This is a genomic window from Novosphingobium organovorum (assembly GCF_022832435.1).
GTDB lineage: Bacteria > Pseudomonadota > Alphaproteobacteria > Sphingomonadales > Sphingomonadaceae > Novosphingobium > Novosphingobium organovorum.
Map to the genome: position 1 here is coordinate 1 of NZ_JALHLF010000047.1, position 15,515 is coordinate 15,515.

The 15,515-nt window shown below is 68.5% G+C and carries 10 protein-coding genes; 4 read left to right on the forward strand and 6 right to left on the reverse strand.

What is annotated here, in order from left to right:
- The 6 genes from MTR62_RS12270 to MTR62_RS12295 form a co-directional block, all read right to left on the reverse strand.
- The coding region (locus MTR62_RS12270) for a bifunctional 3-(3-hydroxy-phenyl)propionate/3-hydroxycinnamic acid hydroxylase (RefSeq protein WP_244021281.1) at positions 1-1,120 on the reverse strand (1,120 nt) is incomplete at its 3' end.
- A gap of 4 nt (positions 1,121-1,124) precedes the next feature.
- Entirely contained in the window at positions 1,125-2,360 is a 1,236-nt protein-coding gene (locus tag MTR62_RS12275) for an amidohydrolase family protein (protein WP_244021282.1), read from the reverse strand.
- A 96-nt stretch (positions 2,361-2,456) separates the two neighbouring features.
- A complete protein-coding gene (locus MTR62_RS12280; protein ID WP_244021283.1) occupies positions 2,457-3,341 on the reverse strand; it encodes a LysR family transcriptional regulator in 885 nt (294 codons plus the stop codon).
- Between the two features lie 85 nt (positions 3,342-3,426).
- A complete protein-coding gene (locus MTR62_RS12285; RefSeq protein WP_456152711.1) occupies positions 3,427-7,188 on the reverse strand; it encodes a glycosyl hydrolase in 3,762 nt (1,253 codons plus the stop codon).
- Entirely contained in the window at positions 7,100-8,392 is a 1,293-nt protein-coding gene (rhaI, locus tag MTR62_RS12290) for an L-rhamnose catabolism isomerase (protein ID WP_244021285.1), read from the reverse strand. The genes MTR62_RS12285 and rhaI overlap by 89 nt, the downstream gene beginning before the upstream one ends.
- Positions 8,393-8,507: 115 nt before the next feature.
- The gene (locus MTR62_RS12295) at positions 8,508-10,622 is read right to left on the reverse strand and encodes a bifunctional rhamnulose-1-phosphate aldolase/short-chain dehydrogenase (protein WP_244021287.1); all 2,115 of its coding nucleotides are present in this window, start codon (positions 10,620-10,622) and stop codon (positions 8,508-8,510) included.
- A gap of 147 nt (positions 10,623-10,769) precedes the next feature.
- Here MTR62_RS12295 and MTR62_RS12300 point away from each other — a divergent pair, with 147 nt between their 5' ends.
- Genes MTR62_RS12300 through MTR62_RS12315 form a run of 4 tightly spaced genes read left to right on the forward strand, consistent with a single transcriptional unit; the run spans position 10,770 to position 15,409 of the window.
- A complete protein-coding gene (locus tag MTR62_RS12300) occupies positions 10,770-12,227 on the forward strand; it encodes an FGGY-family carbohydrate kinase (RefSeq protein ID WP_244021289.1) in 1,458 nt (485 codons plus the stop codon).
- Positions 12,227-13,390: an FMN-dependent L-lactate dehydrogenase LldD gene (lldD, locus tag MTR62_RS12305; RefSeq protein WP_244021292.1), complete on the forward strand. Its 1,164-nt coding sequence runs from the start codon at positions 12,227-12,229 to the stop codon at positions 13,388-13,390. The genes MTR62_RS12300 and lldD overlap by 1 nt, the downstream gene beginning before the upstream one ends.
- 57 nt (positions 13,391-13,447) lie before the next feature.
- Entirely contained in the window at positions 13,448-14,572 is a 1,125-nt protein-coding gene (gene rhaT, locus MTR62_RS12310; protein ID WP_244021294.1) for an L-rhamnose/proton symporter RhaT, read from the forward strand.
- 57 nt (positions 14,573-14,629) lie between these two features.
- Positions 14,630-15,409, forward strand: a complete 780-nt coding sequence (locus MTR62_RS12315; protein ID WP_244021296.1) for a DeoR/GlpR family DNA-binding transcription regulator — start codon at positions 14,630-14,632, stop codon at positions 15,407-15,409.
- Positions 15,410-15,515 lie beyond the last annotated feature (106 nt).

Below are 15,515 nucleotides of genomic sequence, written 5' to 3' on the forward strand. Positions count from 1 at the left end.
CGCGCGCGGCGGCCTTCACCCCGTCGAGTTCGCAAATGTAGCGCCCCGCCGCGACCGCCGCGCCGATCACCGCGCGCACATGGCCGTCACGCTCGTCCTGGTAGGTGTCGAGCAGCGCCTCGTGCGCGCCGTGGTTGACGATGGCGTCCATCTTCCAGGCGAGATTGGCGACGTCGCGCAGGCCATGGCACATGCCCTGCCCGAAGAACGGCGGGGTCTGGTGCGCGGCATCGCCCGCCAGGAACACCCGCCCGACCTGCCAGCGCTGCGCGACGAGGCCATGGAACCGGTAGGTCGCGGCGCGCACGATACGGTGCGCCGAACCCTCGACCCAGGGGCCGATCAGCGCAGCGACGCTTTCAGGCGCCATCATCGCCTGATCGTCCTCGCCGGGGAGCAGCATGAATTCCCAGCGGCGGTGGTTGCCGCGCCCCGGCACGATCGTTGCGGGGCGCGCCGGATCGCACATCATTACCGACAGGCGTTGCAGATCGGCATCGGCGGGTACGCCGGTGATCGCGGGAAAACGGATCGGACCTTCGACTTCGGCATCGACCACCAGCCAGGGTTCCTCGAATTCGAGGTCCTCGAGACGGACGTCGAGCGCCTTGCGCACGCCCGAGCGCGCGCCGTCGCAGCCGATCACCCAGCGCGCCTCTACCGCGTGTTCGCCGGTGGAGTCGCGGAAATGGACGGTGACGCCCGCTCCCGCCTGTTCGAGCCGGGTGAACTGCGCACCAAGGCGCAGCTCCACCGTTTCGAGCGCGGCGAAACCCTCGCGCAAGTGCGCCTCGAGTTCGGGCTGGTAGAAGAAGTAGTCGTTGGCCCAGCCGAACGGACGCGGCTTGCCGACCGTACCCATGTAGCGGATCACACCGTGGTCGGCGCCGACGTGGAGGTGCCCGTCGGTGGCGATCATGTCGCCCTCGACCCGGTCGATCACCCCGGCCGACTGAAACAGGCGCATCATCTCATGGTCGAGATGCACCGCGCGCGGCAGCGGATAGTGTTCGAGTTCCTTCTCCAGAACGAGCACCGAAAGGCCGCTTCGCCCCAGGAAATTGGCCGCAAGGGCCCCCACGGGACCGCAGCCCACGATGATGACGTCGCACTGTTGCATGGGTTTAGTCCGCGGTCTCGATGGAGGCGGGCGCCTTGTGCAGCGCGCCGCCGAGCATGATCATGGCCAGCTTGTCCTTGTCCTGCAGCACGCGCACGTCCTGCGTCGGATCGCCATCCACCAGCAGGAGATCGGCAAGATAGCCCTCGCGCACCTGCCCGACTTCGAGCCCCATCAGCTGGCCGCCGTACTGGGTCGCAGCCTGGAGCGCCTGGGTGGGGGTGTAGCCAAAGAGGGTGACGAAGTGCTCCAGGTCGCGCGCGTTGCGCCCGTTGGGGTTGAACGGGAAACCGTAGTCGCCCCCGATCAGCACGCGCACCCCGCGATCGCGCAGCGCGGGCACCAGTTCGCGCTCGAGTTCGATGCGCTTTTGCGCGCTCGCCTTCATGTGCGTCATGTCGACATGCGGCGGCGGATTGGCTTCGAGCGCGGCGACCGAAACGCCCACCCCCGGCGCGTAGAACACGGTGTGCCTGTGCGCGGCGATCCGCTCGACCGCCTCGGCATCGGCGAAGGAGCAGTGGTAGAGGATGCGCGCACCGGCATCGAGCGCGAGGCCGATCGCCTCGGGCGAATAGACGTGGGTGGCGATCCACAGCCCGGCTTCGCGCGCGGCCTCGCCCGCCGCTTCCATTTCCTCGCGGGTGTAGAGGATGTCCATCGCCGAATCGGGCTTGAGCGCGTCCTCGCCCGAGACGACGAGCTTGATCGAACGCACGCCCTCGTCCTTGCAGTAGGCCACGAAGGCGCGCATCGCCTCGGTGCCGCGGCCGTTGAACACATCACCGGTGTCAACGCCCTCAGCGCCTTCGGGGCTGCGCTCGATCGTCGAGGGGACGAGGCGCGGGCCCTTGGTCTCGCCGCGGGCGATCGCCGCGGCCAGCTCGGGCTCGATCCGGTCGCCCAGCGCGCCGGCGGAATAGAGGCTGGTGAAGCCATGGTCGAGCAGCACCCGCGCGTTGCGCCAGGCGGCGACCTTTAGCTCGTCCTGGGGAAGAATGAACTGGTGGTAGATCTTCTCGACGCTCGACCCCCAGGTGAGGTGGGTGTGCGCGTCGATCAGGCCGGGCATCAGCGTCATGCCGCCCGCGTCGATCACCTCAGCGTCGGCCGGAGCGTCGCTTCCGGCGGGATCTTCGTAGACCGCCACGATGCGATCGCCTTCGACCAGCACCGCACCGGGACGGCTGGGCGCGTCGGTTCCATCGAACACCTGCGCGTTGCGGATCAGGATCCCCATCGGCTCTTCCTCTCGTCTTTCTTTTGCTTAACGACCTTATGGCGCCTTTCCCGACGAAATAAAAATAATGATATTTCGGATCAGTATAGCTTGAAGCTATGGAATGAGGATGTCGACCAGGGCCTGGGCGAGCGGCGAGAGAACCCCTGTGCGCAGGCGGCGAATGCCGATGCTGCGCTGGAAATGGGCCTCCTCGATGGTGATCGCGCGCATAACCCCGATCGACAGCTCGGCCGAGGCGACCTGCACCGGCAGGATCGTCACGCGCTTGCCGCCGCGCACGATGGCCTTGGTGGTGAGCAGCGAATCGCAGCGGATCGCATCGGCCGGAGCGGGCATTTCGGCGGCCATGAACAGCGCGTCGGTCTGGCGGCGAAAGGCACCGCGCGCCTCGGGCAGGACCCAGCGCATTCCGGCCACGTCGCGCAGGGAAATGCGGTCGGGCAGATGGTAGTTGGCGCGTCCGACGATCAGCGCGAAGGGGTCCTGCGAGGCGCTCACTTCTTCGATGTCGGGCTCGGGCACGCCGATCCCGGTGGTGGTGAAGGCCAGCTCGATCTCGCCGCTGCGCAGCATTTCGCTCAGCGCGTCGTCGGGGCGCTCGACCACGCGCAGGTCGAACTGGCCCGTCGCGGTTTCCAGTTGTTCGAGCGCGCGCGGCAGCAGGCTGACCAGCGCGCCGGGGGTGCCACCCACGCGCAGCGGACCGATCGCCCCGCGCTCGGCCAGCCGCAGCTCGCTTTCCGCATCGCGCAACAGGTTTTCCATCGCCTGCGAACGGCTCGCCAGCAGTTCTCCCGCGCGGGTCAGCGTGATCCCGGTGCGCGCGCGCTCGAACAGGCGCGCCTTGGTCGCGCGTTCGAGCTGGGCAATGGCGTTCGAAACCGAGGGTTGCGACAAGTTGAGCTCGCGCGCGCCGCCGCTGATGGAGTTGGCCCGGCACACCGCCAGGAAGATGCGCAGCGCGCGCGGATCGATCATCGTCTCATCGCCCTTTTCCGGCGCGCCGGACCACCCGGCGCGTGGCCGCCTGCCCCGCTACAGGCAGGCGACGGCACGACGATCGCTAGCGCGTCGGCGCCAGCCCCTCAAGCGTGACCGGACCGATCAAGCCCGACGGGCGCAACGGCGCGTCGGCGCGGTAGGTCGGCATCGCGGTCCAGGTGATCGGCTTGGCGCCGGGCTGCGCGTCGCCCACCAGCCGGTTGACCCAGGTGTTGGCGACCCGCACCGAAAGCGTGTTGGTGCCCGCGCGCACCGCCTTGGCAATGTCGAGCCGGTAGGGCGCGTGCCACACCGTGCCGACCCGCGTGCCGTTGACCGAAACCTCCGCCAGATCGCCCACCTTGCCCAGGTCCAGCCAGAGCGGCTGGCCGGGCTTCGCCCTGGCGGGAAGGGAGAAGCTGCGGGTGTAGGTCGCCTCGCCCGAGAAATACTTCACCCCCGGCTGCGCGCTCGTCTCGAGCGGGATGAGACGCGGCAAGGCGAGCGTGTCGGGCGCGCCGCGATCGGCCTGGAAGCGCACGCTCCACCCCTCGTCGAGCGTGGCGAGCGGCACGCGGGTCCGCGCCGGCACCGTGCGGGTGGCCTGATCGGTATCCTGGCGCAGCACCACGAAGACCGCCTCGCCCGGATCGAGCTGCAGCGGCACCGTGGTCGCCCCATCGGCGATGGTGTAGCTGACCGGCTCGGCGGTGCCGGTCTCGGGATGCCACAGCTCGGGCGCCTTGCCGGTCACGCGGAAGCGCGCGGTGATCGCGAGCGGGGCGTCCTGCCGGTTGACGAGGTAGTAGATGTCGCCGCGCGCATCGCGGCGATGGACGAAGGGCACCTGCGCGCCTTCGGGCGCACCGGTGAAGCTGAAGTCGGGCGCGACACCGATCGCGGCGAGCGCGGGCTCGATCGCCTCGTCGGCAATCACCCGGCCCTTGCCGACGTTCACCACGCCCTTGGCCCCTTGCGGCCAGAGCCGCGCGACGAGCGCGTCCCAGCGCCCCGTTTCACCGGCCTGGCGGCCCGACAGACTGGGCGAGGCGGTGGGCGCCGGGCCGACCAGCGTCGCGCCGCCTTCGACCAGCTGCGCCAGCCTGGTCAGCGCGGCGAGCGTCATGCGCCGCGACGAACCGCCGAGGTATATCGCCTTGTAGCGCGCGCCGCTCGGCGCCACGACATCGGCCCCGTCGTTCGAGAGCAGGCCGGTGAGCGCGTCGAAGTCGAGGAAATCATAACCGTGGGTGGTCGGCGCATCGGCCACCGGGGTATCTCCGTAAAGCTCGGTGAGCGGCGCTTCCTCGCCGAAGAAATAGGCGACGTCGGACACGTCGCGCCCGTCCTGCAGCAGCAGCGAGGAGCGCGCCATGTAATCGACCCAGGGCCCGGCCATATCGGCCCAGCTCTCCATCCGGTTGAAATACTGGCCGAAGATGAACAGCGAGAGGCCCGGCTTCTTGTCATCGACCGGGACGTGGACCGAGGTGTGGACCACCGGCCGGTTGACGCCCGAGAGGAACTCCAGGTCGATGATCCGCTTCAGGTCCTTGGGTGCGAAGGCCCAGGGCGCCATCTGCGCGGTCATCGATTCGGCCGCGACCAGGTTCTGCCCGTAAAGGTGCGCGACCGAGGCCGCCCCCTTCATGTCCGCGATCAGCGTCTGGCGCGGGCCGTCCTTGTCGTTGTAGGTCCACATCGCGGCCATCGGGACATCGGTATGGCTGCGCATCGCCATGTCATCACCCAGCATCGGGCGATGGTCCTCGAGCGCCTCGCCATAGACCTTCAGATCGTTCTCGTGCGCGACCTTGGCAACGGTGCCGTAATGCTCGCTGGCAAGCAGGTCGGCGAGCGTGCGGCGGTAGTCGTAGAGAAACTTGTCGGTGTCGGACCGGGTGCCGATCAGCACGCCGGTCAGCGCGGGCAGCCAGGGGCGCGGGTCGTAACCGCGCAGGCGGGTGAACTGTTCGACCATGCGCGGGGTCCAGTTGGCCTCGCCTACCTCGATCGAATCGGTGAGCAGCGCGCGCACGCCGTGCTTGCCGACCATGTCCGCCCCGGCCGCGTCCTTGTACATCCCGAGATAATGCTCGAGATAGCCGCGCACCGCCGCGCCGTCGAACTTGTCGACCTCGAGCCCGGTCGCCTCGGGCGGGGCGGGATGGTTGGTCGTGCCGAGCAGCGAATAGCCCATGCGCAGCACGCGCCAGCGCTGCCCCTTGGGCAATTTGGGCGCGCTCCAGTCAAGCGTGCCGTCGGCGCGCATCTTTCCGGTCAGGTCGACCACCTGCCCCGGCGCGATCCCTTGCGCGGCGTTGTCCTTGGTCGTCAGCGCATAGTAGTCCGGGCTCATCACGAAGCCCGCCTTGGTCTCGTAGCGGTCGACGCGCGGCGCGCCGCCAAGCGTGAACTGGCCCCCGACAAGCGGCTTCTTCGCCAGCTGGGCGCCGATCCCGTCGAACAGACCGCCCATCGCCACGCCCGGCGCGGGCGAGCCCAGACCGCCCCCGCCGATGTCGCGCGGCTTGAACACCACGCGAAACGCCCGCGCGGTGACCGGCGCGAAGCCGACCGTGGTGGGCACCGCGGTCAGGCGGATTTCGGTGATCGGAGTAAAGTGCGTGCCGTCCGCGCTCGCTTCGAGCACGGCGGTGAAGGGCGAGCCCGCGAAGGGCACCATGACATCGGGCAGGTAAAGCGTCGCGGTGCGCACGCTGACCGGCTTGGCGTAACCCAGTTCGAGCAAGGGATCGCCCGTTGCCGGACGCGCCAGCGTAACCCCGCTCGACAGATCGCCATCGCCCAGCGTCGCGGCGTCGAGCGCGTGGCCCTCACCATCGCGCACGCTGGCCGGGGCAAGCGTGGCATCGCTGGCCACGGGCACCGCGAAAACGCCGACCTCGCCATAGTACTGCGGCCCCGGCGGTGCGGGATGGCCCGAGATCATCTCCTCGATGCTGAGCGCGGGGCGCAGGCCCTGGAACGGGCCGCTCACGCTTGGCGGCGGCGCGAGCTTTCCGGCGAAATGCGTGCCCGGCGCCACCGCGGTCTCGCTCCACACCAGCTTCTTGAGCCCGTCCTTCGGCGCGACCCAGGGGCCGCCGGTCTCCGACCAGCCGGGCGAGGAGGCGATGGCCAGTTCAAGGCCGAGCCGGTCGGCCTCGTGCGCGGCGAAGCGGAAGGCGTCCTTCCATTCGGGCGTCATGTAGACGAGCCGGTGGTCGACCACCTGCGGGGTCTGGAGATTGGCGTCGAAGGCCTGAACCCCGCCAATCCCCACGCGCTTCATCCACGCCAGGTCCTTGGCGATGCCGTCCTTGGTGATGTTGCCGTTCATCCAGTGCCACCACACGCGCGGACGCGCGCTTGCCGGCGGGTTCTGGAAGCGGGTGGAAAGCGGGGCATTCTCGGCGGCGTAGGGCGCCGGCGCTGTGGCCGGGATGGNCACGCGCGGACGCGCGCTTGCCGGCGGGTTCTGGAAGCGGGTGGAAAGCGGGGCATTCTCGGCGGCGTAGGGCGCCGGCGCTGTGGCCGGGATGGTGGCCGGGGTGGCGCTGTCCTCGCCCGAGGCGGGAACGGTCAAAACGCTGGAAGCCAGCAAAAGCCCGGTCAGGGCTGCGGTCGAAGGGCGCAGTCTCACAATGTCCTCCCAAGAATGTCGCACGTTTTTATTATTGTTTTTCAACGATGCAATGCATAAAGCCCCGCTCCCGGCCGCACCGGGAACGGGGCCTGGCCAAAGCGCTGGGTCAGACGATCCCGGCGCCCAGACCCACCGCTTCGCGCTCCTGCGCCTTGCGGTCGCGGTAGCGGCTCTCGCGGTAGACGCCGAGCACATCCATCGCCCCGCCCGCCTCCACGCGCGCCTTGGCAAGAATCGGTGCGACGTCGATGGTGTAGGCCCGGCGCAGCGCCTGGAAGGCCATCATCGTGTCGTTGGCTTCCTGCGCCAGATGCAGCGCCTCGCGGTCGACCAGCAGCGCCTTGGCGTAGCACTGGCCGATCGCCTCGGCCGAACTCATCATCGATTCGATCGGATCGGTGACGTTGTGCGACTGGTCGATCATGTAGCTGGGGTTGAACCCGTCACGCGGGTTCAGCTCGGCCTCGATCAGTTCGTTGAAGACGAGAAACAGCTGGTGCGGGTTGATCGAGCCCGAATCGAGATCGTCATCGCCATACTTGCTGTCGTTGAAGTGGAAGCCGCCCAGCTTGCCGAAGCGGTGCAGGCGCGCGACGATCTGCTCGATGTTGACGTTGGGCGCGTGGTGGCCAAGATCGACCAGGCACTTGGCCTTGGGGCCCAGCTCCTGCGCGGCGAGGATCGAGGACCCCCAGTCCTGGATCACGGTCGAATAGAACGCAGGCTCGAACATCTTGTGTTCGAGCAGCATGCGCCAGTCGTCGGGCAGCGCGGCGTAGATCTGGCTCGCGGCGTCGAGATAGCGATCGAAACTGCGCGCAAGGTCCTGCTGACCGGGAAAGTTGGTGCCATCGCCCACCCACACGGTGAGATCCCTGGAGCCCAGCTGCTTGCCGATCTCGATGCATTCGATGTTGTGTTCCACCGCCTGCTCGCGGGTCGGCGCCTCGGTCGAGGAGAGCGAGCCGGTGGAATAGCTGTGCGCCTGGTTCTTCTGGTCCTGGAAGGTGTTCGAATTGACCGCATCGAAGCCCAGCCCCAGGCTCGCGGCTTCCTCACGCAGGGCGCCGAAGTCAGACACCTTGTCCCAGGGGAAGTGCGGGCTGACGCGCGGGGTCATCTGCGAAAGCTGGTTGATGACCGAACAATCCTCGAGCTTCTCGTGGATGTTGGTCGGCTCGCCCGCGATCGGGAACTTGGCAAAGCGCGTGCCGCCCCGGCCCGCGCCCCACGAAGGCACCGCGACCGAAAAACGGGCGACCTTGCCCTTGATCGTGTCGATGTCGATCCCGGCGCGTTCGAGCTTGCGCCCCAGCGCACCATATTCGTCCTCGAGCGCCGCGGCCTCGCGGGCGTTGGCCTCGGCGATCAGATCGTCGGAAATCGGCAGATTGGTCATTGGTTACGTCCTCTCAAGCCCGGCTTGGCCGGATCTTCTATCCTGATGCGCCTGTCCTGATGGACCGGCCGCGGCGGCGCGCCGAACAGGCGGCGCGCCGCCGCAAGCGCGATCCTCAGCGCGTGAAGGCCTGCGCGTTGCCCGCATCGACATTGATCATGTTGCCGGTCGACTTGGCCGACATGTCCGAAGCCAGGAAGTAGGCGGCCTCCGCAATGTCGGCGGGCAGCACGTCGCGTCCCAGCATCGAACGCTTGCGGTAATGTTCCTCCAGTTCCGATCCGGAATCAATGCCATAAGCGCCCGCGCGCTCCTTGCGCCAGTCGCCGTCCCAGATCCGGCTGCCCTTGATCACCGCATCGGGGTTGACCACGTTGACGCGGATTCCCGCCGGCGCACCCTCGAGCGCCAGGCAGCGCGCGAGATGGTTGGCCGCCGCCTTGGCCGAAGCGTAGGCGCTGGCGTTGGTCGCGGCGGCAACCGCGTTCTTCGAGCCGATGAACACCACCGAGGCCCCGCCCTGCTCCTTCATGCGCTTGAGCATCGGCCAGGCCGCACGGCTGGTCAGGAAGTAGCCCTGGGCCAGCACGTCGTAGTTGCGGTCCCACAGCTCGAGCGTGGTCTCCTCGATCGGCGCCGAGGACGCGATTCCCGCGTTGGCGACGAGGATGTCGAGCCCGCCGAATTCGCGCGCACAGGCCGCGAAGGCTTCGGCGACCTGCGCCTCGTCGGTCACGTCGCATACGGTCGCGCGCACCACGTCGGCGCCGTACTGCCTGGCGAAGCCCGCGCGCACCTCCTCGATCGCGTCGGCCGCGCGGTCGGCCAGCATGACGCAGGCGCCCTCGGCCATCAGCCGCGCCGCCGTTGCCGCGCCGATCCCACCGGCCCCGCCGGTGACCAGCGCGATGCGCCCGACCAGCGGCTTGGGCTTGGGCATGCGCTGGAGCTTGGCTTCCTCGAGCAGCCAGTACTCGATGTCGAAGGCTTCCTGCTCGTCGAGCGCGATGTAATCGCCGATCGCCTCAGCACCGCGCATCACGTTGATCGCGTTGCCGTAGAATTCCCCGGCCAGCCGCGCGGTGGTCTTGTCGGTGGCAAAGGTGATGCGCCCGACCCCCGGCACCAGCACGACGACCGGGTTGGGATCGCGCATCGCGGGCGAGTTGGGACGCTTGCAGCGCTCGTAATAGGCCGCGTAGAGATCGCGGTAGTCCGACAGTTTCTGCGCGAGATAGGCCTCGTCGGCGAGCTTTGCGGGATCGAGCGTGAGCGGGGCGATCTTGGTGCGCAGGAAGTGGTCGGGGCACGAGGTGCCGAGCGCCGCGAGCCGTTCGAAATCGGCCGAATTGACGAATTCGAGCGCTTCGGCATCGTCCGAAAAATGACCGACCTTACGCCGCGCCCCGGTCATGAGACCACGCAGACGCGGCATAAGGTCGGAGGCTACGGCCGCCCGGTCGGAGGAGAGATGATGGACCGGACCGCCAAACGCGGGTTTTTCGGCAAGCTTGGAATTGAGATAGGAGGCCGCGTCGGCAATCAGCGCGACGGTGTGTTCGTAGCAGGCCTTGGCGCTGTCGGCCCAGCAGATGATGCCGTGTCCGGCGAGCATGACGCCTTCGACATGCGGGTTGGCCGCCACGTAGTCGCGCAGCATCACGCCCAGCGTGTATCCGGGGCGCTTCCAGGGCAGCCAGCCGATCTTGCCGCCCCAGATCTCCTGCGTCGCGGCTTCGCCGTTCGAGGATGCGGCGAGCGCGATGATCGCGTCGGGGTGGACGTGGTCGACATGCGCGAAGGGCAGTTGCGAGTGCAGCGGGGTGTCGATCGAGGCCGCGCGCGCGTTGAGATTGAAGGTGCAGTGCGGCAGGAAGCCGACCATCTTGTCGTCATCCTCCGGCCCGGCATAGTGCGCCTCGAGACCGAGCAGCTTGTCCATATAGAGCGTGGCGAAGCCATCGAGCTTCATCGAGCCGATGTCCCCGCCCGAGCCCTTGACCCACAGCACCTCGACCGGCGCACCGGTGAGCGGATCGGTCTCGGTGATCTTGGCCGAGGTGTTGCCCCCGCCAAAGTTCGTGACAGTCAGGTCCGAACCCAGCAGATTGGAGCGGTAGAGCAGCAATTGCGGAGGCGAGAGGGTCGCGGCGTGCGCGTCGTCCCACCGGCTGGAGGGAACGGCGAAGGGAATGGCGGCGACAGGCGCCGGGGCAGTAAGCGAATCCATGGACATCCTCTGATATTGCCTCTTTTCAGGTTCAATCTGATTCGGTAGTAAACGATCAGAAGCAATCATACAACGCCCTTGTCGCAAGCGACTCGAAATGAAGTCGCACGGACACGAAAACCGCGTGAACAACCAAGTGGAGAGTGAATGACCAAGGAAGGTACCACGCGCGCAGGCGGCACCCGAGCTGGCACGACGATCGTCGTGGACATCGGCAAGACGCTGAGCAAGCTGACCCTGTGGTCGCGCGGAGGCGTGCTGATCGACCGTCAGGTGCGCCCGAATCAGGTGATCGAAATTGACGGAATCCGAAGGCTCGATGCGGAAGGGATCGGCGCGTGGATTCGCGAAGGGCTCGCCCGCTGGGCCGATCGCGCGATCGAGACGATCGTCCCCGTTGCCCACGGCGCGGGCTTTGCCGCGCTCGACGGCGCCGGAGCCGACGCGCACCTGCTGTTTCCCCCGCTCGACTACGAGCAGCCGATTCCCGAAGCGGTGCGCGCCGCCTACCACGCCGAGCGCGACCCCTTCGCGCTGACCGGCTCCCCCGCCCTGCCCGACGGGCTGAACCTGGGCACGCAAGTTTACTGGATGGCGCAGCAATACCCCGAGGCGATGGCGCGCGCCACGCTGGTGCCCTGGGCGCAGTACTGGGCCTGGTTCCTGAGCGGCGCGGCGGTCAGCGAAGTGACCAGCCTTGGCTGCCACTCCGACCTCTGGGCGCCCGAACAGGGCACGTTCTCGCCGATGGCGGTGCGGCTGGGCTGGGCGACGCGGTTTGCTCCCCTCGCCCGCGCGGCCGATACGGTCGGCACGCTGCGCCCCGATCTTGCCGCGCAGAGCGGCTTGTCCCCCGAGGTGCGCGTGCTCGCGGGGCTGCACGATTCGAACGCCGCGCTGCTCGCCGCGCGCGGCCTGCCCGAGATCGCCAACCACGAGGCGACGATCCTCTCGACCGGGACCTGGTTCATCGCCATGCGCCTGGCGCGCGAGGCCTTCGCGCTCGCCGACCTGCCCGATGGGCGCGACACGCTGGTCAACGTCGATGCCTATGGCCAGCCGGTGCCCTCAGCCCGGTTCATGGGCGGGCGCGAGATCGAGACGGTGATCCAGATCGACACCCGCCGCATCGACATCCGCCCCGACCAGCCGCTGTTGATGGAGGCCGTTCCCGCGCTGCTCGAGCGGCGCACGATGATGATGCCCTCGCTCACCCCCGGCTTCGGCCCCTACCCTTCGGGCCGCGCGCGCTGGATCAACGCCCCGGTCGAATGGGCGGGCACCTGGTACGCCCGGCGCGCGGCGATCTGTCTCTACGCCGCGATGGTCGCCGACACCGCGCTCGACCTCATCGGCGCCAAGGACAGGCTGCTGATCGAGGGGCGCTTTTGCGACGCCGAGGTGTTCGTGCGCGCGCTCGCCGCGCTGCGCCCGGACACCGAAGTCTATATCGCCCACGCGCACAACGACGTCTCGTTCGGCGCGCTGCGGCTGATCGACCCCGATCTTACCGCCGACAGCCAGCTGCGCCGGGTCGAACCCCTCGAGGGCGATCTTTCGGGCTATCGCGCCGCCTGGCACGCGCAGATGCGGGAGCTTGTCTGATGATCCTGGCTTCGGTTCCCGACCTGCGCGCCGCCGCGAAGAAGCGCCTGCCGCGCTTCCTGTTCGAATATATCGACGGCGGCTCCTACGCCGAGGCGACGCTGCGCCGCAACGTGGCCGACCTTGCCGAACTGCCCTTGCGCCAGCGCGTGCTGCGCGATGTCTCCGCGCTCGACCTGTCGACCGAGCTGTTCGGCCAGAAGAGCGCGCTGCCGCTCGCGCTCGCGCCGATCGGGCTTGCCGGGCTCAACGCGCGGCGCGGCGAATGCCAGGCGGTGCGCGCGGCGGAAAAGGCGGGCGTCCCCTTCACGCTTTCGACCGTGGGCGCGTGCACCATCGGCGAAGTAGCGGCGGCCGCCAGCAAGCCGTTCTGGTTCCAGCTCTACATGATCCGCGACCGCGCGTTCATGAAGGACCTCCTGGCCAAGGCGCGCGCGGCGGGCTGTTCGACGCTGGTGTTCACCGTCGACATGCCGGTGCCCGGCGCGCGCTACCGCGACTACCACACCGGGCTGGCCGGATCGGGCGGGCTCAAGGGCGCGGTGTGGCGCGCAGCCCAAGCCGCGATGCGCCCCGGCTGGGCCTGGGACGTCGGGCTGAACGGGCGCCCGCACACGCTGGGCAACGTCGCCCCCGTGCTCCAGGGCAAGACGGGTATCGAGGATTTCTTCGCCTGGATGCGCCATAACTTCGATCCCTCGATCAACTGGCGCGATCTCGACTTCATCCGCGCCGAGTGGGACGGGCCGCTCGTCATCAAGGGCATTCTCGATCCCGAGGACGCGAAGGAAGCGGCCGAACTGGGCGCCGACGGCCTGGTCGTCTCCAACCACGGCGGGCGCCAGCTCGACGGCGTGCTGTCGAGCGCGCGCGCCTTGCCCCCGATCGCCGAGGCGGTGGGCGATCGCCTGACCGTGCTGGCCGACGGCGGCATCCGCTCGGGGCTCGACGTGGTGCGGATGCTGGCGCTGGGGGCAAAGGGCGTGCTGCTCGGCCGGGCCTGGGCCTGGGCGCTGGGCGCGGCGGGCGAGGCGGGCGTGACCCGAATGCTCGCCATCATCGAGGCCGAGATGCGCATTGCCATGGCCCTGACCGGCTGCACGCGTATCGCCGACATCGATCGTTCGATTCTCGCTACCACGCCGGGTCTCGCCGCGCCTTAGGGCCGCAACCCTCCTGCACCCCAACGAAAAACAGAACCGGAAGAGGAAATCACGACCATGGGCGCCAACCCCTTACTGGGTGTCATCTTTCACTGGCTGGGCGGCTTCGCCTCGGCCAGCTTCTACGTCCCCTACAAGCGCATCCGACTGTGGAACTGGGAAATCTTCTGGCTGGCGGGCGGCGTGTTCTCCTGGGCCATCGCGCCCTGGACGTTCGCGCTGCTCAACACGCACGACCTCCTGGGCGTGCTTGCCCGCACCCCCGCCAGCACGCTGGGATGGTGCTGGTTCTGGGGCGCGATGTGGGGTTTTGGCGGGCTCACCTTCGGGTTGACCATGCGCTATCTCGGGCTGTCGCTGGGCATGGCGGTCGCGCTCGGCCTGACGACCGCGATCGGCACGCTCGGCCCGCCGATCTTCCACGGCACGATCGGCGAAATCGCCGCGCAGACGAGCGGCCAGCTCACCCTGCTCGGCATTCTGGTCACGCTGGTGGGCATCGTCGTCGTCGCGCGCGCCGGCCAGCGCAAGGACGCCGAACTGGGCGACGGGGCGAGCGCGGGAGTGGCCGAGTTCAACCTGAAGAAGGGCCTTGTCATCGCGGTGTTCTCGGGCGTGATGTCGGGCTGTTTCGCCTGGGGGCTCGACGCCGGGCAGCCGATCCGCGACCTGACGCTGGCCGCCGGGACCTCTCCGCTCAGCCAGGGCCTGCCGGTGCTCTGCGTGGTGCTGGCTGGCGGGCTCACTACCAACGCCGTGTGGTGCGCTGTGCTGATCGCGCGCAACCGCAGCTTCGGGCAGTATTTCGGCACCGTCGCCGATCCGGGCGCGCTGGCCGATCCGGGCATGGGCGCGCCGCTGGGGGACGAGCCGGTGCCCCAAGCCCGCCGCGCCCCGCTTCTCGTCAACTACCTGCTCGCCGCGCTGGGCGGGACCTTGTGGTATTTCCAGTTCTTCTTCTACACCATGGGCGAGAGCCAGATGGGGCGCTTCGGGTTCTCCTCGTGGACGCTGCACATGGCCTCGATCATCCTGTTCTCGACGCTCTGGGGCTTCGCGCTCAAGGAGTGGCTGGGCGCCAGCACCGGCACGCGCGTGCGCGTCTGGGCGGGGATCGGCCTGCTGGTGGGCGCCACGGTCATCATCGGGCTGGGCAACATGCTGGGCCAACACGCTGGCTAAACCCGCGCGCGCGCGGTACCACGCACGGCACAAAGATGCGAAGGCGACGCGAAACGGATGCACTCGGCTGAACGTGAAACCCTGATCCTCGAGGCCCTGGCTCCCAGCGGCTTCGTGACCTACCGCGAACTGGAGGCGCGCCTCGCCGCCTCCCCCGCGACCATCCGCCGCGACCTCACCCGGCTCGAGGAAGCGGGCCTGTTGCAACGCGTCCACGGCGGCGCGAAATTGCCCCCCGACGCCGACCAGAACGAACGCCAGCCCTCGCTTTCGGGAACCCCGTTCGACCTCGCCATCACGCAGAACCTGGCGCACAAGCAGGCCATCGGCCTTGCCGCCGCGCGCCTGTGCACGCCGGGCGAGGGGATCATGGTTGATGGCGGGACGACGACTTACCAGATGTGCCAGCACCTGGCCGGGATGGGCCTGCAGGTGCTCACCAATTCGCTCCACATCGTCAACGCGCTGCTGCCGCAGACCGACACCCGCGTGCTGATCCCCTCGGGCACGGTGTTTCGCGAACAGAACATCGTGCTGGCGCCCGCGGGCGAGGAATCGATGCCGCGCTTCCACGCCCCCAAGCTGTTCATGGGCGCCGCCGCGGTCGGCCCGCAGGGCGTGATGCAGCACGACATCGTGCTCGTCGCGGCCGAGCGGCGCTTCATGGACCGCGCCGAGAAAGTCATCCTGATGGTCGACAGTACCAAGTTCACGCTGTCCTCGGGCGCGATCGTGTGCGGGCTCGACGAAGTGGACGTGCTCATCACCGATGCCGGCATCCCCGCCGCGATGGCCGAACAGATTCGCGCAAAGGGCGTCGAACTGATCATCGCCTGACCGCCAGCCCCGACCCGGCTCCGACGCAGCCGCGCCCCGGTTCCGCCAGCCCGCACCATCTGTCGGGGCCGCGCCCCGGCCGATCGAACCACCCCTTGACACCATG